At 63.4% G+C, this 20905-nt stretch carries 20 protein-coding genes; 3 read left to right on the forward strand and 17 right to left on the reverse strand.

Features of this window, described 5'->3' with window-relative positions:
* The first annotated feature begins 39 nt into the window (after positions 1–39).
* Positions 40–831, forward strand: a complete 792-nt coding sequence (locus tag P3T17_RS16570; protein WP_429407954.1) for a shikimate dehydrogenase family protein — start codon at positions 40–42, stop codon at positions 829–831.
* A gap of 89 nt (positions 832–920) precedes the next feature.
* On the opposite strand, the gene P3T17_RS16575 is transcribed toward P3T17_RS16570, so the two are convergent.
* The 10 genes from P3T17_RS16575 to P3T17_RS16620 all read right to left on the reverse strand — a co-directional run bounded on the left by P3T17_RS16575 (position 921) and on the right by P3T17_RS16620 (position 11275).
* Positions 921–1253 (reverse strand): Rieske (2Fe-2S) protein, encoded by a 333-nt coding sequence (locus P3T17_RS16575; protein ID WP_074268912.1) that lies wholly within the window; start codon positions 1251–1253, stop codon positions 921–923.
* Between the two features lie 3 nt (positions 1254–1256).
* Complete coding sequence (locus tag P3T17_RS16580; RefSeq protein WP_074268913.1) at positions 1257–1565, reverse strand: YciI family protein; 309 nt, start codon at positions 1563–1565, stop codon at positions 1257–1259.
* 28 nt (positions 1566–1593) lie between these two features.
* Entirely contained in the window at positions 1594–2661 is a 1068-nt protein-coding gene (locus P3T17_RS16585) for a maleylacetate reductase (protein WP_429407956.1), read from the reverse strand.
* A 7-nt stretch (positions 2662–2668) separates the two neighbouring features.
* Positions 2669–4135 (reverse strand): aldehyde dehydrogenase family protein, encoded by a 1467-nt coding sequence (locus P3T17_RS16590; protein ID WP_429407957.1) that lies wholly within the window; start codon positions 4133–4135, stop codon positions 2669–2671.
* A gap of 48 nt (positions 4136–4183) precedes the next feature.
* Entirely contained in the window at positions 4184–5203 is a 1020-nt protein-coding gene (locus tag P3T17_RS16595) for a hydroxyquinol 1,2-dioxygenase (protein ID WP_429407959.1), read from the reverse strand.
* Positions 5204–5247: 44 nt separating this feature from the next.
* Positions 5248–5742 (reverse strand): hydroxyquinol 1,2-dioxygenase, encoded by a 495-nt coding sequence (locus P3T17_RS16600; protein WP_429407961.1) that lies wholly within the window; start codon positions 5740–5742, stop codon positions 5248–5250.
* A 118-nt stretch (positions 5743–5860) separates the two neighbouring features.
* Positions 5861–6790 (reverse strand): LysR substrate-binding domain-containing protein, encoded by a 930-nt coding sequence (locus P3T17_RS16605; protein WP_429407963.1) that lies wholly within the window; start codon positions 6788–6790, stop codon positions 5861–5863.
* Between the two features lie 153 nt (positions 6791–6943).
* Positions 6944–8203, reverse strand: a complete 1260-nt coding sequence (locus P3T17_RS16610; RefSeq protein ID WP_429285854.1) for an MFS transporter — start codon at positions 8201–8203, stop codon at positions 6944–6946.
* 580 nt (positions 8204–8783) lie between these two features.
* Positions 8784–9935, reverse strand: a complete 1152-nt coding sequence (locus tag P3T17_RS16615) for a branched-chain amino acid ABC transporter substrate-binding protein (protein ID WP_429407965.1) — start codon at positions 9933–9935, stop codon at positions 8784–8786.
* Between the two features lie 110 nt (positions 9936–10045).
* Positions 10046–11275, reverse strand: a complete 1230-nt coding sequence (locus P3T17_RS16620; protein WP_429407967.1) for an NAD(P)/FAD-dependent oxidoreductase — start codon at positions 11273–11275, stop codon at positions 10046–10048.
* Between the two features lie 361 nt (positions 11276–11636).
* Here P3T17_RS16620 and P3T17_RS16625 point away from each other — a divergent pair, with 361 nt between their 5' ends.
* Positions 11637–13040: a PLP-dependent aminotransferase family protein gene (locus P3T17_RS16625; RefSeq protein WP_429407968.1), complete on the forward strand. Its 1404-nt coding sequence runs from the start codon at positions 11637–11639 to the stop codon at positions 13038–13040.
* Between the two features lie 22 nt (positions 13041–13062).
* Here P3T17_RS16625 and P3T17_RS16630 read toward each other — a convergent pair whose 3' ends face one another.
* A complete protein-coding gene (locus P3T17_RS16630) occupies positions 13063–13464 on the reverse strand; it encodes a DUF302 domain-containing protein (protein WP_429407970.1) in 402 nt (133 codons plus the stop codon).
* An 80-nt stretch (positions 13465–13544) separates the two neighbouring features.
* Positions 13545–14159 (reverse strand): TetR/AcrR family transcriptional regulator, encoded by a 615-nt coding sequence (locus tag P3T17_RS16635; protein WP_429407972.1) that lies wholly within the window; start codon positions 14157–14159, stop codon positions 13545–13547.
* A 94-nt stretch (positions 14160–14253) separates the two neighbouring features.
* On the opposite strand from P3T17_RS16635, the gene P3T17_RS16640 reads away from it, so the two are divergent.
* Complete coding sequence (locus tag P3T17_RS16640; RefSeq protein WP_429407973.1) at positions 14254–15396, forward strand: MBL fold metallo-hydrolase; 1143 nt, start codon at positions 14254–14256, stop codon at positions 15394–15396.
* Between the two features lie 33 nt (positions 15397–15429).
* Here the strand turns inward: P3T17_RS16640 and P3T17_RS16645 are convergent, their stop codons facing one another.
* The 5 genes from P3T17_RS16645 to P3T17_RS16665 form a co-directional block, all read right to left on the reverse strand.
* On the reverse strand, positions 15430–16086 hold the full coding sequence (locus P3T17_RS16645; RefSeq protein ID WP_429408523.1) for a DUF2894 domain-containing protein: 657 nt from the start codon (positions 16084–16086) through the stop codon (positions 15430–15432).
* A gap of 25 nt (positions 16087–16111) precedes the next feature.
* Positions 16112–16762, reverse strand: a complete 651-nt coding sequence (locus tag P3T17_RS16650; RefSeq protein ID WP_429407975.1) for an OmpA family protein — start codon at positions 16760–16762, stop codon at positions 16112–16114.
* The gene (locus P3T17_RS16655; RefSeq protein ID WP_429407977.1) at positions 16759–18855 is read right to left on the reverse strand and encodes a DUF802 domain-containing protein; all 2097 of its coding nucleotides are present in this window, start codon (positions 18853–18855) and stop codon (positions 16759–16761) included. Before P3T17_RS16655 ends, P3T17_RS16650 begins: the two co-directional genes overlap by 4 nt.
* A complete protein-coding gene (locus P3T17_RS16660) occupies positions 18840–19622 on the reverse strand; it encodes a DUF3348 domain-containing protein (RefSeq protein WP_429407979.1) in 783 nt (260 codons plus the stop codon). The genes P3T17_RS16655 and P3T17_RS16660 overlap by 16 nt, the downstream gene beginning before the upstream one ends.
* A gap of 68 nt (positions 19623–19690) precedes the next feature.
* Complete coding sequence (locus tag P3T17_RS16665; RefSeq protein WP_429407981.1) at positions 19691–20734, reverse strand: alpha/beta fold hydrolase; 1044 nt, start codon at positions 20732–20734, stop codon at positions 19691–19693.
* Positions 20735–20905: the final 171 nt, after the last annotated feature.

Raw genomic sequence — 20905 nt, forward strand, 5'->3', positions numbered from 1 at the left:
GAGCAAACGTTCCTGCCGATTCAGCACAAGAGAAACTGGATGTCACAAAAACTGAATGGCGCCACCCGGCTGTACCCGATTATCGGCGACCCGATCAGATTCGTGAAATCGCCGCAACAGCTGACCCGTGGTTTCGAGGCACGAGGCCACAACGCCTTGTGCCTGCCCATGCAGGTCGCGAAGGACAACCTCGATGCGGTCATGCATGCGCTGACACTGACCGGCAATGTCGATGGCCTGCTCGTCACCATGCCGCATAAATTCTCGGCATTCACATACTGTGCGACCAGTTCCGACACTGCAAGGTTGCTAGGTGGAGTAAGCGTCATGCGGCGCAATGCGGACGGCACATGGCACGGCGACATGCTCGACGGACTCGCATTTGTAAAAGCGCAGATCGATCACGGCGCGCGCGTGAAAGACGGTCGTGCATTACTGGTGGGCGCCGGGGCTGCGGGCAGCGCGATCGCTATCGCTTTGCTCGAAGCAGGCGTGGGCGAACTCATCATCCACGATGCCGACGAATCTCGCGCAACCCGCCTGAACGGACTTGTTGCCGAACTTGCCCGGGGTCGTGTACGCGTTGGCGCAGCCGATCCGGCGGGATGTACTTTGGTATTCAACGCAACACCCATGGGCCTGGCAGAGGACGACCCGCTTCCGGTCTCCGGCGAACTGCTGGATTCGTCGATGTTCGTTGGCGATGTGATTGCGGGGCATGGAGTGACACCGTTGCTGATTGCGGCCCAGTCAGCGGGCTGCAAAACGGCGAACGGCGTCCAGATGGTCGATGCAGTGCAAGAGATGATGCTTGATTTCTTGCTGCGCTAGAAGCACGACGCCATCCAAAGTCATACGCACAAATGTAGCGTTCCGGATGCGCCTTCCAGATCGGATGCTCATGGTAACGCGCGTCGGCGCTACTGCTTCAATACGATCCACGCATCCCTATCGACACCCACCCGAATCGCATCCAGACTCGCCCCTGCGCACGGACCTTCGATGCAATGTCCGTCCTCGAAGCGAAACAGCGCGCTGTGGTGCGCGCACATCACCACCTGCTTGCGATAGCACAAGACTTCGCCGGGCTCGAAATCGAGCGGCACCGAAAAATGCGGGCAGCGGTTGGCATAGGCCCAGACCTGCTCGCCACGCCGCACGATCACCATGGGCACACGCTCATCTGTTCCATCCACAACCCGCGCGCCGCCATCCGGCACGTCGGCGAATAGGCAGAGGCGCGTCCCGTTCATTGCCTACACCCTCCGCTCGGGATTGCCGAGGCTCCAGTCCCACGGCCGCACTTCAACGCGATCGAACAGTCCCGCCTGCATGTACGGATCGTTGCTCACGAACGCCATCACATCGTCGATACCTTCCGCTTCGACGACCAGCAAGGTGCCGTTCATCGCGTCGCATTGCGGCGCCAGCGTCGGACCGCCGAGGCGCACGAGCACGCCGTGTGCGGCGCTGCGCAACCAGCTTCGATGATTCGGGCGCACGCGTTCGCGCACGTCGCGCATGCCAGGTTTATCGGTGGCAAATACGGCGAAGAAACGTCGCATGTCTTCCTCCATGAATTCGTCTTTGTGCTCAGGCCGGCGCCGAACCTTGCCACGCGCGCTGCAGCAGCGCACGAATCGCGTCGCGTTCGATGGGGCGTGGATTCGCGTAGGGATTCTTGCACGCGAGATCCGCCGCTTCGTCGAGCCCTTCTTCCGGCATGCCGATCTGCTCAAGCGCCGCCGGAATATCGAGTGTGCGGTTGAGCTCGAACAGCAGCGGACCAGCATCGGCCGCAACGTTGCCGCCGAGCGCACGCGCCACTCGCGTCAGCGCGCCGGGTGCTGCGGCATGGTTATAGTGCGCGGTATGCGGCAGCATCGCTGCATGTGTTTGCGCGTGCGGCAGATTGAACGTGCCGCCGAGCGTGTGACACAGTTTGTGATGCAGCGCCATGCCCACCGATCCGAGGCACGTTCCCGCGAGCCACGCGCCGTACAGCGCGCGGCTGCGCATCGCCTTGTCATCAGGTGTACAGACGATGACGTGCAGCGCTTCGCCCAGCGCGCGGATCGCTTCTTCCGCCATCAGGCTGATGACAGGGTTCGCGTCTTCGGCATAGAGCGCTTCCACCGCGTGCGCCATCGCGTTGATGCCCGACGCTGCCGACACCGCCGCCGGCAACGATAGCGTGAGCGACGGATCGTAGATCACCGTGCGCGGCAACACGCGCGTGTCGCGGCCCGTGCGCTTGAGACGGCCTTCGGTGAGCCCGTAGATCGGCGTCATCTCGGAACCGGCGTAAGTCGTGGGCACTGCAACGATCGGCAGCGACGATTCGAGCGCGATCGCCTTGCCAAGCCCGATCGTCGAGCCGCCGCCCACGGCCACGCAACAGTCGGCATCGAGCGCTTGCGCTGCATCGCGTGCGGCGCGCGCCACTTCGACTGGCACATGCATCACGGCCTGCGCATGCACGCCCGCGGCGCGGGCGCCGAGCACGCGCGCTACTTCATCGGCTAGCGGACGCTGGTCGGGCGTCGCGAGAATCAGCGTGCGGCGGGCGCCGAGGCGCTCCACTTCCGCGGGCAGCGTCGCGAGCGCGCCCCATTCGAACACTACGCGCGAAGGCATGCCCTGATAGACGAAGCGCTCCATGCGAACCTCAGCGCTGGAAATGTGGCAGCACATTGCCATCGACATTGACCCATACCGATCGCGCTTCCGTGTAGTCGTGCATCGCCTCGAAGCCCATCTCGCGGCCGTAGCCCGATTTCCCCACACCGCCGAACGGACTACCCGGATTGACGCGCTTGTAGCAGTTGATCCAGCACATGCCCGCCTGAATCTGCCCAGCGATGCGATGCGCGCGCGACAGATCGCGCGTCCACAGCCCGCTGCCAAGGCCGTAGTCAGTGCCATTGGCGATCGCCAGCGCTTCTTCATCGGTACGGAAACGCAGCACCGTCACGAACGGTCCGAACACTTCTTCCTGCGCGATGCGATCGTTCGGGGTCGCAGCTTCGACGACGGTCGGCCGCACGTAATAGCCGTTTGCGAGCGCAGCGTCGCGCGGCGCGGTGCCGCCGGCCAGCACGCGGCCACCCTGTTCGCGCGCGACATCGACATACGCGAGCACGCGTTCGAGATGCTGCCTGGATGTGAGCGGCCCCATTTCGGTCTCGGGATCGAGCGGATTGCCAACGCGAATCGTCGACGCCAGCGCGACGAAGCGCTCGAGAAAGGCATCTGCGATACGCTCGTGCAGGATCAGTCGCGATCCAGCGATGCAGGCCTGCCCCTGGTTGTGGAAGATCGCCCACGCTGCACCGTTGATGGCTGCGTCCAGACTGGCATCGTCGAAGACGATGTTGGCGCCCTTCCCGCCCAGTTCGAGTTGCACGCGCTTGAGATTGCCCTGCGACGCCTCGACGATACGCCGCCCCGTCGCCGTCGAACCGGTGAACGCGATCTTGCCGACACCTTCATGTTCGGCGAGCCGCTGTCCGGCCGTGTGGCCGTAGCCCGCGACGATATTGACGACACCCGCCGGAAAGCCGACCTCCGCCATCAGCTCGACGATGCGCAGCGTCGAAAGCGGCGTGATTTCCGAGGGCTTGAGCACGACCGTGTTGCCAGCGGCCAGCGCCGGGCCCATCTTCCAGCTCGTGAACATCAGCGGAAAATTCCACGGCACGATCTGCCCCACGACGCCGATCGGCGCGCGTTGCACGTAGTTGAGAAAGCCGGTTTCGACGGGAATCACGGAGCCTTGCAGCTTGTCGGCCATGCCTCCGAAGTAGCGGAAGCACGCGGCCGTACGCGGCACGTCGAGCGCACGCGAATCGCGGATCGGATGGCCGGTGTCGAGCGATTCGAGTTGCGCGAGTTCTTCGGCGTTGGCTTCGATCGCGTCGGCAAGACGCAGCAGCAGACGGCCCCGATCCGCGGCCGCCATCGCGGACCATTTCGGGAATGCGCGCGCGGCGGCTTCTACGGCGAGATCGACATCGGCCGCAGTGGCGGCGGCGATTTTCGTGATCAGCGAGCCGTCATGCGGATTGAGCACATCGATCGTGCCGCCTTCGACGGCATCCGTGAACCGGCCGTCGATGAACAGTTGGGTTTGCATAGTAGTCCTTCAGGGAATGCAGGCGCAGTGAACCGAGTAACCGGTGGCTCAGAAGTCGACCGGATAGGGCTTCAGTTCGCCGCTCTCGTAGCGCTTCGGCAGGCCTGGCGTAGCGTTCTCCCAGACGAGCAGCATCGAGCGTTTGGTCGAATAGCCTTGATGGCGGATATCGGCCGGCATCGCGCAGATGTCGCCCGCGCGCATCGTGATCCGCGCGCGCGGCGCGCCCGTGTTCTTGTCGCCGATATCCCAGACGATCTCGTCGGAGAGCTGCAGGAACCACTCGACGCGATCGTTGCCATGAAAAACCGGCAGGATGTATTCCTCGGTGGTCGGACAGAACAGGCTTTGCCCGCACACCGACGTGACCGACGGATTCCACGTGACGTCCGAGCGCGACAGATACTTGAACAGATTGAACGCGTGCAACTGCCCTTCGAAGCCGGGTTCGACATGCACTTCGGGCTCGTCCTGCACGACGTCGGCGAATGCGCGGTTCACGGGAAGCTCGTCGCGCAGCGGCGAGTCGCCTTCGAGGCCCGGCATGCGGCGTGTCGCAACACGCGTGCGTTCGATCGCTGCGTCGTTGTCGCCGTGCTTGCGGCCGAATGCCGTGCCGGTTTCTTCCGGCGCCGCGAACGGATCGAAACCTTCGTTGGTCCAGTCGTGCAGGATCGCCTTGAAGGTCGCCATGATCGTCGGCGTTTCGAAGGTCTCGATATAGTCGACGCCCGCCTCCTTCATGATGCCGTTAAACGAGCCCGCGTACACATCGACCTTGCCGTAGTGATTACGCGTGCCGAACACATGATCGAAATTAACCCAGCCATAGAAGAAGCCCCACGCGACATCGCGCATCATCGCGCGCAGGAAAGCGTCGGCGGGAACGTTATGGGTGCGGATCTGACCTTTGGCCGGCCAGTTGATCTTGACGAAGTACTCGTCGCGCCTGAATTCGAATTCGCCGAGCGTGAAGCGGCGATAGCCGGTTACGGTGTCGGGTTCGCTTGCGCGCACGGTGTCGGCGGCAAAGCCGGCCGGATGGTCGTTGGTCGTGAGGGTTGCCATGGCTTGTCTCCTGAATGGGGCGATGTTCGGTTCGGCGATGCGTTTCAATGCAGACAGATGTCGGCCCACTTCTGCACCGAGAGCTCGCCGACCATCGTCTGCACGAGCGCAACGCCGCTTTTCTCCGCGCTGAAGCGGTACGCGCAGCCGGCCGGCAGCAGCGCCTGGTGGCCACGGCGCAGCACCACATGACCCATCAGACGGCCGGTGGGGTTGGCGCCCGCGTGAACGGTGCCGATGCCGCTCTTCGGCGGCGCAGCCAGCTGGATAAAGTCGATGCGGACTTCGCCATCCATCAGAATCACGAATTCGTCGTGCGCGCAGGCAAACCAGGCGGACTGTCCTTCGGTACGCAACGTCTCGATCACATAGTCGAGGTTCTTGCCGACCACGACCTTTTCGTAGGGCGCGGAGTGGGCCGCGACTTCGAAGACGTTGGAGAACACGTAGTGGCGCGCGTCGCCGCTCGTGATTTCGATCTCGCCTTTGCGGTAGCCATCGAGCGAGGCAAAAACGGTGTGGAATGACGACTCGGTCATCGCTGTCTCCTGTGATGAAAAGTGTTTGTCGTTGGATTGAACTTTAGGAGCACAGCAGGACGGCAACAACCGGCAATCGGGCGACTACGGCATTTGCGCTTTGCAAATAATCGCCGCGCTAGCTCACCCAGCCGCGCTCGATCAGCGGCCGATCCCATGCAGGCTCGGGGCCGAGATATTCGGCGAGAAACTCGACGAGCGCTTTCACCTTCAGCGCCTGTCGTTGCGTTGCGGGATAGACGGCGGCGAAGCTCAGCGCCGACAACGTGTACTCCGTCAGGATCGGCACGAGCGAGCCGTCCAGCAGCGCGGCGCTCGCCACAAGCGTCGGCAGACACACCACGCCGCCGCCCGTGAGCGCGTAGTCGCGCAGCAGGTGCACGGAGTTCGACCGGATCATGCCCGGCAACTCCATTTCGACGACTTCGTCGCCGCGTGTCATGGTCCATCGATTGCGCGACGGATAGCCCGAATACAGCGCCGTGGTGTGCTGCAGCAAATCGCGTGGATGTTGCGGCGCGCCATGCTCCTGGACATACGCCGGGGTCGCGCAGAACAGCCGGCGCACCGCGAAGAGCCGTCGCTCGATCAGCGATTCGGAAATGGGCGGGAAGATCTGGAACGCGACGTCGAAACCTTCTTCGATGGGATCGACGACCCGGTCGTTGACGATCACGTCGAGCTGGATGCCGGGATAGCGGCGATTGAATTCGGCGAGCGGCGCCCCGAAGTGGCCTAGCGCGAAGCCCGGCAGCACCTGGATGCGCATCCGGCCAGTGGGCGTCGCGCGCAGTTCGCGCATCTGGTCGGTCAGTTCGTTGACGCGCCCGACCACTTCCGCGCATTCGCGATAGAACGCCTCGCCCACTTCGGATAGCCGCACATGCCGCGTGCTTCGATGAAAGAGCGGTGCGTTGACGAACTTCTCCAGTTGCTGGATGCGGGTCGTGATGACCGAGCTCGTCACGCCGAGTTGCCGCGACGCTTCGGCAAAGCTGCTGGTCTCCGCTACGCGCACGAAGGCTTCGATACTCAGAAAACGGTCCACGCTGCTTCCCTCTCCGCCGATCGCACCGGCCGCTCCGGTTCAGCACGTCAGTGTACATGGGCCGTGCTGCTGCAGCCGGCGGCGCATCGCTCCGGAACGCCTGGGGTTTTTCCGGAGCGATGCGCCGCGCGTAATCGTGCGGAATCGGACGACCTAGTCGGGCCGTCCAGTCGCTGGCAATTCGAGCGCAGCGCGGATATTGCGCCGGCGCAGAATAGCCGGCGCGGTTTCTTCAAGCAGCAGACTCACACCGATGCCAAGCAGCACTGCGCAGATCGGCAGCCAGAGAATGTTCTGGATTCCGAAATGCGTCGCAACGAAGCCGGCGAGCGCCGGGGCGACGCCGCCGCCAAAGATCTCGCCCGCGCCTACCACGACACCGATTGCTGTCGAAATCATTCCCACGGGTGCGGCCTCCGTCGCGACGGGTCCGGACAGCAGCGAAACCAGGCCAAGCGTGAAGAACGACGCGACGAACAGCACCGCGAACAGTTCGACCGGCTGCGCACCGAGTCCACGGAACAGGTACAGCATGACCGCTGTGCCCGCAAAGCCGACGATGCTCGCCACGCGCCGCCCGACGAGATCGGACAGGCCCGGCAAGCCGAACTGTCCGATGAATCCACCGAATCCGATCGCCGATACGACGACGCCCATGCGCTGCGTGTCGAGCGACAGATATTCGGTGAGATAGAGCGGCAGCATCGCGCCCAGCACAAACACGCCCGTCATCGCGCAGAACAGCGCTGCCATCGCGACGCGAATGTTGCGGCTCTTCAGCACGTCGCGCCAGTTGCCACGGGCGGCGGTCGTCGCGACGGGCTTCGGCGCGCCTTGTGGCTCGCGGATCACGCGGAACATCAGCAGACCGAGAATCAGGCCAGGAATCGACACCAGCGCGAACACCCCGCGCCACGACATCACGCTAAGCAATTGCGTTGCGATGATCGGCGACAGTGCAAGTCCGAATAACGCGAAGCCACTTTGCTGGAGGCCGAGATTGAAGCCGCGCCGCTTCGGATGAGACGCATCGGCGGTGGCGGCGAAGCTCGTCGGACAAAACGATCCTTCAGCGACGCCCATCAGCGCGCGCACGGCAAGCAGACTCATCAGGCCGCCGGCGAGCCCGGAAAAGCCCGACAGCAGCGAAAAAACGATGATTGCAGGAATCAGTACCTTGCGACGTCCGATCTTGTCGGAGATGCCGCCCATCAGTGCTGCGAAGATGCCCCACGAAAGCCCGAGTATGCCGATGCAGTTACCGACGTCCTGCGCGGTCAGGTGCAGGTCTCGCATGATGGACGGGAACAGCGGCGCGATCAGCCACCGGTCGAGGCCCACCAGCCCGAAGCCGAGTGCCAGCAGCACCACGGCTTTCCACTCATACGCCACATCCCAGTCGTTCGATTTCATCTTTGTCTCCTTGAGCCGCTCGCCGCATGCGGGGCGCCTGGCGACCGGCGCCTTCGCTGCTGACGAACGACGTTTGCATGCTCCGGCCGCGCCGTCGGGTTCGTTGAACAGATATCGATCGGCGCGCGTGGATGCACGACATCGATGCTGCAAAGATAGGTGCAAGAGCGGCATGGCCGGTACGGCACAACCGCCGAATACGTCATTCGCGAATCGCAAACAATGACGGGGGGATGCGCTGAAAACGAGAGTGGGTAAGGCCAGGCGGTGGGACCCGGCAGGAAAGCGAACCCGTTTTCAGGCGTACCAGGAGAAGTACGGGGGTATGGGAATCCGGCGAAATCAGCGCTTTGAACGACGCTTGCGAAGGCTTATGGCGCCACGCGAACAACTGCGAGAGGCGTTACTGCAAAGACCCTCTCGCTTGCAACCAGACGACGTCACGATTCGCGCGGGATGGGGTGTGCGATTAATTGTGGCTCAGGCTGCCTGATGTCGCCTGAACGTTCTGCATATCAAAGATCTGACATTCGCTCATGTTCCCGGAAGCAAACCCCCGGGAACCTCGCCACACCTAAAATCAGGCGCCGCTGCCGCCCACCGTCTTGATACTCTTCCACTGCCCCTGCTCGACTTGAAACAACGTATAAGGCGGCTTGATCAGATCTCCATACGGGTCAAAAGTGATCTTGCCCGTCACACCTGTGACTGTGACCTTAGATAGACTGTCGACGATCTTCGCACGGTCGAGCGAATCGGCGTTGTGAATCGCCTTGATCATCGCGAGCGCAGCGTCGTAGGCAAACGGCGCGTAGAGTTCGACATCCTGATTAAAGCGCGCCTTATAGCGCTTGCCAAATTCCTGCGCGGCAGGAAGCTTGTCGAGCGCCGGTCCCGGCTCCAGATCCTGCGTACCATCGCCCGCCGCACCGGCGATCTGCAGGAACGCATTGCTCTTCAACGCGCCCGCGCCAAACAGCTGGGTAGTCATACCCAGCGAGCGCATCTGCTTGACGAGCATCGCCCCCTGTTCATCGAGGCCGCCAAAGAAGATCAGATCGACGTTCTTGCTCTTCAGCGTGGTCAGGATGGAACGAAAGTCGATGGCCTTGTCGTTGGTGAACTCGCGATCGACCACGTTGCCGCCCGCCTCCTTCACACCTTTTTCGAACGCATTGGCGAGGCCTTCGCCAAACGCAGTGCGATCGTCGATGATCGCGATACGCTGAGGCTTCAACTGCTCGACCACGAAGTGCCCGGCAACGACACCGCCTATGCCGTCGTGACCCATCGTGCGAAACACGTTCTTGTAGCCCTGCTTGGTGAGGTCCGGATTGGTTGAGCCCGGCGTAATCATCGCCACACCCGCCTGGTGATAAACCGCGGATGCCGGAATGCTGCAACCCGAATTGTAGTGGCCGATCACGCCGACCACGCCGTCATCGACGAGCTTCTGCGCGACCTGCACCGCCACGTGCGGATCGGCCTGATCGTCTTGCACGTCGAGCACGAACGTGACCGGCTTTCCGCCGATTGTGGGATGCCGGGCGTTCTCTTCGTCGATGGCCAACTGCGCGCCGTACTGCAAATCTTTGCCCACACGGGCAACCGGGCCCGTCAGCGGCCCGACGAAACCGATCTTGACGACTTCGGGATCGGCGGCCCACGACGGCGCCATTTGCGTAGCTAGCGCGCAAACGGCCAAACTCAAAAGCCAATAGCGGCGATTCATGATGCGCTCCTTGCGAGAAGTGACGTCGCGCTGTCTTTAGGTCTATCGGTTCGATGCGCGACGCGTCGAGACCGTCCTGTGGATACTTGCGGCCAGGCTACCGCCTCGATCTAGAACCGGGTGGCTGCGTAGGGAGCGAGATCGAGCGGGGGCGCGCGACCTGCGATCAGGTCTGCAACGATCCGTCCGCTGATACCCGCTAACGTCAGTCCAAGATGCTGATGACCGAACGCATAGATCACGCGTTCACTAGCGCTCGAGCGGTCGAGCACCGGCACGCCGTCCGGTAGCGTCGGACGAAAACCGAGCCAGCTGCTGTCCGGCTCGTCGAGCGTGGGCAATGCCCGCTTCGACGAGAACGTCAGGAGATCGAGCAGCGAGCGGTTCTGTGTCGCCTTGAAGCCGCCAAGTTCGACCGTGCCGGCGACGCGGATACCGTCGCTCATCGGTGTCATATAAAAGCCGCGCTCGGCCCAGCCGACCGGCCGCGAAATCAGTTGCTGCGCGCCCGGATAGCGCACGTGATAACCGCGTTCCGTATCGAGCGGCACGGTATCGCCGCACTGTTTCGCGAAGCGTGCAGAGTAAGCGCCGGTGGCGATCACCACGTGGCTAAAGCGCCTTGCGACACCGTCGGCCGTCAAGGTCGCGCCGTCCGCCGCCGGTTGCACCGCACTGACGACTGAGCGCTCCAGCGTCAGCCCTTGCGCCGCGAGCCGTCCATAAAGTGTCTGCAGGAAACCCTGCGGATCGGAGAAGTGCCAACTGTCGCTGAACAACACGCCGCGTTCGAAAATCGGCGCAAGCGACGGTTCGAGCGCGCGAATGTCAGTGGCCGACAAAACATCGAAGGCAACACCGAGCTTCCGCCGCAGATCGAGGGCAGGACGTGCCGCGTCGAACGTTGCCACGCTGGAATACAGATACAGACACTCGCGCGGCCGGACAAAGCGCGCCAGTTCCGCGGCCTTGAGGAGCGGCGCGTACCCGTCCTGCGCGCAGCCGAGCAATGAGGCGAGTGCTCCGGCGCTCGCCTCATAACGGCGCGGCAACGAACTCAGCATGAATCGCACGAGCCATGGCGCCAATTGCGGCAGATAGCTCCAGCGCAAGCGAAACGGACTTTCGTTCGACAGCAGAAAACGCGGCAGATCGCGGAACACGGACGGATTGTTCACCGGGATGCACGCGTAGTGCGCGAAGGTCCCGGCATTCCCGTACGAAGCCCCCTGCCCGACGCCGGACGGATCGAACAGCGTGACTCGATGCCCGTCGCGCATCAGCGCCGCGGCACTCGCGAGGCCGATGAATCCCGCTCCGACGATGGCGATATCCGACATCACGCGCGCCCTTCCATCGCAGGCCCACCGGCTGGCAAAGCGCATTCAGTGGACCGCGATACGTTCATCGACACACTCCTGCTGACCCATTTGTCTGACGCTGTCCGGTGGAGTCGAAGCACTCGTCACCAGACAAACCATGACACTTAGAATCACACAATATTTTTTTGTATGCAATTGAAACGCTCATTGTGTGGTCCTGGCATTTTCCCTGGATGGCCACTGGCGTGGACCTTGCTGTGACCTGTGTGCCCCGATGCCGCCGGTCTGGCAAGGTTGCAGCGAGGCGTATGTGGTATAGAATCGGCCCAACTCCGCACAATCGCGGACAAAGCTGTTTTGTATGGAGACACCCATTCCTATGGCTTCAGGCAAAGACGCGGCACGCGCCGCCAATGGCACGTCAGGCGAAGCAAAGCGCGCCACCTATGTCGAGGTGTCCAGTTCGATCGAGAGTGAGATTCGCAGCGGCGTGTATCCGCCCGGTAGCCGCCTGCCGCCGCAGCGGCAGCTCGCCACCGAGCTGGGTATCAACGTGTCGACGGTATCGCGCGCTTATAAGGAATTGCAGTTGCGCGGTCTGGTGATCGGCAGCAAGCGGCGCGGCTCACTGGTGACGGGCGGCGCGATGCCAAGCGTCGACCCCGCCCAGACGGCGAGCAACGCAGCGATCGACCTGACCGTGAACCGGCCGGCTACCGGCGAATTTCTGGCCTGCCTCGCACGCACCCTCGCGGACTTGCCGCGCGATCCGCGCTACCCGCAATTGCAGGAGTATCAGCCGCCGCAGGGACCTTTATGGGCGCGCGCCGCCGGTGCCCGCTGGATGGCCGCGCCGGGCTTCGAGCCGGCGGCCGATCATGTGGTGGTGACAAGCGGCGCGCAACACGGCCTGTATGCGGTACTGAACAGCCTGATCGGCACGGATGGCGTGATCCTCGCCGATCAGCTCACCTACTATGGCCTGAAGGCGCTCGCACCGGTCTTCCAGTTTGAGATCGTCGGCATTCCGAGCGACCAGGATGGCCTGCTGACCGACGCCGTCGAGCGTGCGTGCCAGCGCATGCCGGTCAAGGCCATCTTCACGGTGCCGAATCTGCAGAACCCCACCGTCATCACGATGAGTCTCGAACGCAGGATGGCGCTTGTCGATATCGCGCGCCGCCATGGTGTCGCGATCATCGAGGACGACGTCTACGGGCCGCTCGTGTCGCAGCGGCTGCCGACCATCGCGAGCCTGTGTCCGGAACTGACGTTTCACATTGCGGCGACCTCGAAAATCCTCGCGCCGGGCTTACGCCTCGGTTATCTGCTGAGTCCGCCGGACAGCTCCGCACTGTGCGCGGAGGCCGTGCGCACGACCGCGTGGATGCCGGCGCCGATGTCGATGCTGATCGCGTCGATCTGGATCGAGGACGGCACCGCCCGCCATATCATGGACGCTCAGCTTGCCGAAATCCGCGCGCGCCGGGATCTGGCGCGCGAACTGCTGCCGCAGGCCTACCTGCGAACCGATCCGGCCTGCATGTTCGTGTGGCTGAAGTTGCCGCCGCCCTGGCGCGCCGACGATTTCGCCGCCAACGCGAAGGCGCGCGGCGTGGTGGTGATGCCGTCGTCGGCGTTTGCGGTAGACCGCTCCGAGATCGAACATGGCGTGAGGATCAACCTCGCCTGCGCGACGAGCCGCGATCAACTGGTGAGTGCGTTACGGTTGTTGACGGGCACGCTAAAAGACCGTCCGAGAGCGCTGTTCGGCACGATCTGATCTGACTCGTACGCCGCTGCGTTCACTCAGCCGCAGCAGCCTGCACGAGCGAGACAACGGCGTCGATGGGTTTCATCAGATCCGCGGCGAGGCCATGCCGTTCCTGCAGATAGCTCGTCGCGTTAAACGAGTACCAGACGCGGCCGTCGCCGTCCTGCCACACCAGCACCTTGAGCGGCAAATCGAGCGCGGCGGTGGGCACAGCCTGCATCAGCGGCGTACCGGCTCGCGGATTGCCGAACACGATCAATTGCGACGGATTCATCGCGAGCCCGGCGCGCTCCGCATCCGCCGCGAAATTGATGCGTGCAAACAGGAGGATGCCCTTGGCTTCGATCAGCGAGGCGAGTCTGTCGGCGGCTTGATCCACCGTACGATGCGTCGGCACCGTGACGATGCCGTTTTCAGTTGCGCGTATGGACATGGTCGCTCCGAAGATCGCAGAAAGGACGGACGCTATAGCATAGGCCGGATTTCCCGCTCCTCTTCAGCTTTCACGCGCTTTCATGCATAACGCGCCAGAAACATATCCACTGCGGATTCCGCTACGTGCTTCTGTTCGGCCTTGCCAAGCGGCGGCTGCCCCATCGTCACCTGCGGCCAGAAAGCGAACGCTTTCACAAGACTCTGCAACTGCAGCGAAGCGAACACCGGATCCGTGGTCTTAAGACGCCCATCGGCCGCCGCGGCGCGGACCCATACGGTCAGGTCTTCTTCGCGCTCACCCATGCGGGCCACCATGTCGCGCGCGCGCTCCGGCGAATGAATGCCCGCCGCAATCGCCACCCGCGCGAGCGAAAGAAACGCCTCGTTATTCAGCAGGCTGAGCTTTTTCAGCAACAGTTGGAGCAACTGCGGGCGCAACGGCTCCGAGGCGGAATAAGCCGGTGCCGCACCGGCGTCGCTCGACTCCCACAGTTGCCGCATGATCGCGGCGAACAGCGCTTCCTTGCTCGGAAAATGGTTATAGACCGTGCGCTTGGAGACGCCGGCCCGAGCGGCGACGCGGTCCATGCTGGTGGCGTCGAAACCGGCCGCAAGGAATTCCTCGATCGCCGCACTGATGACGGCGGCGCGCTTGCGGTCGGTCAGACGAAGAGGCGTATCGCGGGTATCCATAGCCAAATTTTACACTATGCAGTTTACTTTTTTTCAGGATAAACTACACTGAACAGTCTACTTTCCGCCCACCTTCTGCATCGGGACGCCTTACATGACATCGTTCACTGGATCTATCCGCCGCGCTTTGGGCCTGACAGCAGCCCGTCGCGGGCGTGAGTCGTTCGACTCCTCAGCCCAGCACGACGGGGAACGCTTTCGCAACGTCAAGCCGCGTCCTGTCGAAGGGTTCGGCAAGACCTTGAGCATCGCCTGGAACGTGTTGCTCAACAAGCCGGACGGTACGGTGCCGGCGGCCGCGATGCCCGTCGACGCGCTGACTCGCGAACAGCTCGATGCGGCGCCGGATCGCAGCCTGTATCGCCTCGGGCATTCGACCATGCTGCTTAAGCTGCGCGGCGAATTCTGGATAACCGATCCGGTCTTCGCCGAACGGGCGTCGCCTTTCCGGCGCTTTGGCCCGAAGCGTTTTCACGCGCCGCCGATCGCGCTGGCCGATCTGCCGCCGCTGCGCGGCGTGATTCTCTCGCACGACCACTACGATCACCTGGACCGCGAGACGGTGCTCGCGCTCGCCTCCAAAACCGGCGTGTTCCTGACGCCGCTGGGTGTCGGCGACCGCCTGATCGAGTGGGGCATCGATGCGTCGAAGGTCCGTCAGTTCGACTGGTGGCAAGGCACCGACATCGACGGCCTGACGTTTACCGCAACGCCTGGCCAGCATTTCTCCGGCCGCAGCCTCTTTGACGGCAACAGTACTTTGTGGGCCTCGTGGGTGATCGTCGATGGCGATCTGCGCGTGTTCTTCAGCGGCGACACCGGCTATTTCGATGGTTTCAAAGCCATCGGCGAGCGGCTCGGTCCGTTCGATGTGACGCTGCTCGAAACGGGCGCCTACGACGCACAATGGCCGTATGTGCACATGCAGCCCGATGAAACCGTGCAGGCTCACGTCGATCTGCGCGGCCGCTGGATGGTGCCGATTCACAACGGCACGTTCGATCTGGCCATGCATCGCTGGCAGGAACCGTTCGAACGCGTGGTAGGACTCGCCATGTCACGCGGGATTCTGCTGGCGACGCCGCGCATGGGAGAACGGCTCGATCTCGGCGCGCCGCATCGCGGTCAGCGCTGGTGGCGCGAGGTTGCGGAGGCTGGCGTGGTGGTGGAAGAACCTGGGACGCTGCGGCGTCTGTTGGGTTGCCGCAATGCCGAGCAGACAAACTCGTCAAGCTAGCCTCTGCGGCGCGATGAACCGTAACGGTCAACGCTAGCGGTGTTTGGCCCGGGCGCCCTTCTTCGCGTTGCCGGCACGAAGCGCGTCTTTACTCGCTGCAGTGTCGTCACCGTTCAGTTGCTCCATCCACGATAAAGCGTCGACGTACGACAGAAACTGCTGCAGATAACCCGGCGAGAGCTCACGCATTAGCGAAAGCGACCGATGCACGAGGCTGCTCGAATTGAGCGGCCCGGCATTGCCAGGCACCTGCTCCAGCGACTGGCGCAACTGACTCTCGGCGCTGAGCTTCGACCAGATCTCTCTGAAGTAGTCGAGCAACTCGAGTTCCGGATACGAATGCGGGCGCGACGTGGGATCATGCGCCGTCCGCGCATGATTGGCGATATAGGTGGTCAATTCAGCAAGCGCTCCGCGAGCGGACGGCACATTGCCCAACGACGACGCCACGGCCGTAGATCCAGCATCTGTATCACACGACGCGGTGCGTTCAAGATCCTGCGCATACGCCTCGACCAGCACAGAAAGCCTGTCGTCGAGAATACGTCGTGCCTCGCCGTTATGGCCGGCGGCCCGCCGCTCCAGCGCCTCAATGAAACGAAAGCGAACAGGGTTCAGACGATCCGCGCCGCGCTCGCGCCAGGCGTCGAGCGTCGCGCGGAGTCCGCTTTCCATATCGCTGCCGCTCATCTCGCCGCTGCCGTTCCCGTCACCGCTAATCACCGGATTTCACCGTAGCGTTCGACGACGGCCTCGGAACCGGTGCGATTTCCACGCGCCGGTTGCGGGCACGTCCTGCTTCGTCGGCATTCGAACCGACCGGCTGCCCGGAGCCAAATGCGGCCGCAAATACTGAGGATGCCGGAATACCTTCATCGATCAACGCACGCGTCACCGTCAATGCACGCTGGGCCGAGAGCTCCCAGTTGTCGGCAAAGCCGCGGTTAGCCCCCTTCACCTGACGGTCGTCGGTAAAGCCGCTCACCATCAGGATCTGGTCACTGGCCCGAAGATAGGCAGACAGCGGTCCGGCCAGGCTCTTCAAAACCTCGCGGCCCTCAGGCTGCAACTGATCCGAGTTCAGCGCGAATAACACGCTGCCGTTGATGCCGATACGTCCGTTCACCAGCGTGACGCGTCCCGCTGCCAGCGGCCCCGCCAACGCCTGCTCGAGAGTCTTGCGGCGCTGCGTTTCCATCTGCCGCTGCTTGACCTCCTGTTCGAGCCGCGTCGACAGTTCGAGCTGCACGCCAATCACACACACGAGGATCAGCACGAACGCGCCCAGCAACGCCGACATCAGGTCGGCGAAGGCAGGCCATATCGGCGCGATCGCTTCCGCGCCGCCATCGATATCCTCGCTCATGCCGCATCGGCTCCGGCGGAAGCGCGCTGACTCGCGATCGTCTGCAGATCCTCGACGATCTGCTTCTGCGACATCATGCTCAGGTCGATCACTTCGCGAGCCTGCGCCACGTAGTAGGCAAGCTGTTCGTCGCTGCGCGCGAGGGACTTGTCCAGCGCGGTTTCGATGCGCTGCAGATGGGCGACGAGCTTGTCGTTCGACTCGCCGAACATCTGCACGGCCGCCCCGAACGCTTCGCCGAGACTCGCCACTTCGACGGCGCTGCCGGTCACCTGCGCGGCCACCGCGCTGAGCTTGCCGGTTTCAGCTTCGACCTTGTCGGTGAACTGCGTGCCGACGCGATCCAGCAGATCTGCCGAGGTGGACACCAGCGCATCCACGGCCGAGCGCTGCTCGGTGGACGCGTGGTTGACGGCGTCGAGCAGCGTCTCCAGCGTAGCCAACAGACGGCTGCGTTCTTCGAGCATCGCGGTATCGCGGACCATGCTGTCGGAGAGTTTCTGGCGCAATTCGGCGACGACTTCGGCCGCCGCTTTCGGTGCTTCCGACGCCGCTTGCACAAGCCGCGAAATCTCGGCAATCGTCTCGCTGGCGTGCGCCTGACTCTGAGCGGATATGTCCCGCGCCGTTTGCTCCAACGTTGTGCAGATTTCCTGTTGCCGGTTTGCGGTGCTGGTGCCTGCCTGCTCCCACTCCTTGGCAAGGGACGCCGCCATCGAGCCAAGCACCTGGGTCCACGCCGCCAGACGTTGTTCGTCGCGCGAAGCCAATTCCGTCTGCAAGTTCGCATGCGACTCGCTCACGGCGCGCAGGAGCGTCGCCGAGTGCTGTTCGAAGGTCGCCGCGGCGGCAGCCAAAGCCTGCTCGTTGCGGCCCGCCAGCGTCTCGCCCGCGCGCTCTTGCCGCGTCAGAGCTTCGCTCCACGCTTGCGACACGCTGTCTGCCGTGGCATCCATGCGCGTAGATACGCTTTCCAGCAACGCCGCCGAGCGTTGCTCGAACGTCTCGGTGAAGCGCTGCAGCGAAGTATGCAGATTCTCCGCGAGCGCCTCGCTCGAACGTTGCTGTCCTGCCAGCGCCTCGGTCCAGATGCCCGCCACGTTCGTGGTGGTCGCTGCGAAGCCGCTCGACAGCCCATCCAATTGCCGTTCTACGGCCTGCGTCACGGTGTTGTGCAAGCCAGCGGTTTCGCGCGCGAGACCGGCCATCGTTGCTTCCATGACCGGTTGCAGCGCCGCGCTGGCGGCGCGGGCGCTATCGGCAACGCTCGCCCTCATCGACTGCTCCACCGAAGCCGCGAGGCGCGTGTAGGCGGCCGCAGCCTTGCTGTGGAAGGCATCCTGAGTGGCGATCTGCCGTTCGCTCAGGGCGACGCTCTGCTGCTCGATGGTGGCCATCATCGCCTGCAGGCGATCGACCAGCGTCGGCATCGTCTCAGCCTGCCGCTGCAACAGCCTGAAGGTCTCGTCACGCTGATGAGCCTGCGAGTAGACGCGTAGAGTCGTCGCCACCTTGAGGTCGAGCAGTTGCGCCGCTTCGACCCGTTCGCGCCGGCACAGCGCGGAGAGCAGCCCAAGCATGGCGGAGGTGGCCACCCCGGCAATAGATGTACCGAACGCGAATCCCAACCCTTTGACCGGTGCGGCGAGCGAGGAGCGGATCGCATCGAGATCCGTCGCGCTCTGCAGCGCCTGGCCGGTGCCCCGCAGGGTCGCTACCATGCCCAGCAGCGTCCCCAGCATGCCCAGCAACACGAGCAGGCCGACCAGATACGGCGTCAACGCCGGTCCCGGCATGGCCACGCGCTCGCCCTCGACGCGCAGACGCACTGCATTGCGCAGGCTCGGATCGATCGGTTCGAGCCAGGCGCCCAGGCTGGACGGTCGCGCGGACAGGCCGGCGACGGCCCGCGTCAACGTGTTCGTACCCTGACTGTAGCGCCACAACTCAAGCGCGCCAGCGACGTAGCAGGCGCCCACAAGCAACGTCACGGTCAGCGCCAGCGGATTCGAGCCGATGTAGCCAACCCCGATCCAGCACACGGCGGCCAGACCGGCCAGAAAAACAGCGAGATTAATCAGATACTTGGACATAGCGTCCCGGTTACGGGGTGCAAAGGGGTGCGAAGAGCCGCAAGCAGCCCCTCGACCGGTTGAAAACGAACCTCCAGTTCGGCGAGCAACACGCTCTGCATATCCTTGCGGAACACGTTCTGCCATGTGCCGGCTTTGACCGCTGAGGCCTCGCCCGCGGCTTCTGCGTCGGCAAGGGAAGCCTGCTCGGCCAGACGCAGACGGTCGAAATGTCCGGCGAGCATGCCGGGGACAGCCGTCAGCAGATTCCGCTCACGCGGGCTCAGAGCACGCTCCATGACGGCGTCGACGACCGCTAGGCGGGCCATGGCCGGCGTTCTGGCGGCCAGCATGGCCCGCAGCCGGCCGCGCAGGTTGCCGATGTCGGTCTCCATGGTCTGCTGGATCGACTGGTATTGCTGACGAAACACCGCGTAATCGAGCACCGTCCCGGTAGGCTCAGCTTGAGCACGCTCTCTCGGCGAACCGCGCCGGCTGGCGGCAGAGAGCGTGGTCTCGCGGACGATGGTACTCGTCAGCGAAGCGCGCACGCGGGCGCACTCGCTCTCCTCCGCGCTGCCGAACGCCCGCGCACCGGGCGCGACGACCGGCGGGTTGCCGCTCAGCGCGGTGGAAAGCCCAATGGCATCGGTCCAGCCGAGCCATTGGCTGAGCCGGTCCGAGAGCGATTGGCTGGATTCGGCGACCTCGACGTCCGTCAGACGGGCGAGTAAGCGAATAAGTGCCGGACCGCTGGAAGCTGCTGTACGCTGCGAAGCTTGCACCATTCCGTCAGAGGCAAAAAAGGCAGCAGTTTACACTCAGACGGGATGAAGGCGGCCGGATTGCCTCGCGGTTAGAGTCGGGCGACGTCGAGGATGGCGTCGGCAAAGGCCTTCGGCGCTTCCTGGGGCAGGTTGTGTCCGATGCCGCCGTCGATGTTCCGGTGTTGATACTTGCCGGTGAACTTCTTCGCGTAGGCGGCCGGTTCGGGATGCGGTGCGCCGTTGGCATCGCCTTCCATGGTGATGGCCGGAACCGAGATGGCCGGCGCTATCGCGAGACGTGCTTCGAGTGCGTCGTACTGCGGCTCGCCCTGAGCCAGACCAAGACGCCAGCGGTAGTTGTGAATCACCACGGCCACGTGATCCGGATTGTTGAACGACTCAGCCGAGCGGTCGTAAGTCGCATCGTCGAAATTCCATTTAGGCGACGCGAGGCGCCAGATCAGCTTGTTGAAGTCGTGACGGTTCGCTTCGTAACCCGCCTGGCCACGCTCCGTGGCGAAATAGAATTGATACCACCACTGCAGTTCCGCCTTCGGTGGCAGCGGTGCCTTGCCCGCTGCCTGATTGCCGATCAGATAGCCGCTCACAGATACGATCGCCTTGACGCGTTGCGGCCACAGCGCGGCGATGATATCGACCGTGCGTGCGCCCCAATCGAAGCCGCCCAGAATTGCCTTGTCGATCTTCAAGGCGTCCATCAGCGCAATGATGTCCACGGCGACCACAGACTGTTGCCCGTTGCGCGGCGTATCCGCAGAGAGGAAGCGCGTCGAACCATAGCCACGCAGATACGGCACGATGACGCGATAGCCCGCGGCGGCAAGTATCGGCGTCACCTCGGCGAAGCTGTAGATATCGTACGGCCATCCGTGCAGCAGAATGACGACAGGGCCGTTCTGCGGGCCCGCTTCTGCATAACCGATGCTCAATGTCCCGGCGTTGATCTGGCGAAGGTTGTCGAACGAAGCAACGCGCGTTGCGCCCGGTGTATTCGCCGACGTGCTGTTCGATTGTGCTTTGGCGAGTCCGCTCAGGCCCAACTCCAGCAGGCTGATCCCAGCCACGGTCGTCCCCAGCAGAAGACGACGTCGATTGTTGATCTGTTCCGGCATCACTGATTCTCCTCAAAGAATGGTCACAGGTGGTTCGCACCAACGTCCTTTAGGACGTCTGATTTGCGAAGCCAGAGCGTCTGGCGTGGAAGTATTAAAGCCCGTGGACGTATCTGGCTTGTGTCCTGGAGTAGCGCCAGTGCAAGCGTTTGTATTTATCGAGGATGCAGA

Source organism: Paraburkholderia sp. GAS82 (assembly GCF_050436285.1).
Taxonomy (GTDB): Bacteria; Pseudomonadota; Gammaproteobacteria; order Burkholderiales; family Burkholderiaceae; genus Paraburkholderia; species Paraburkholderia phenazinium_B.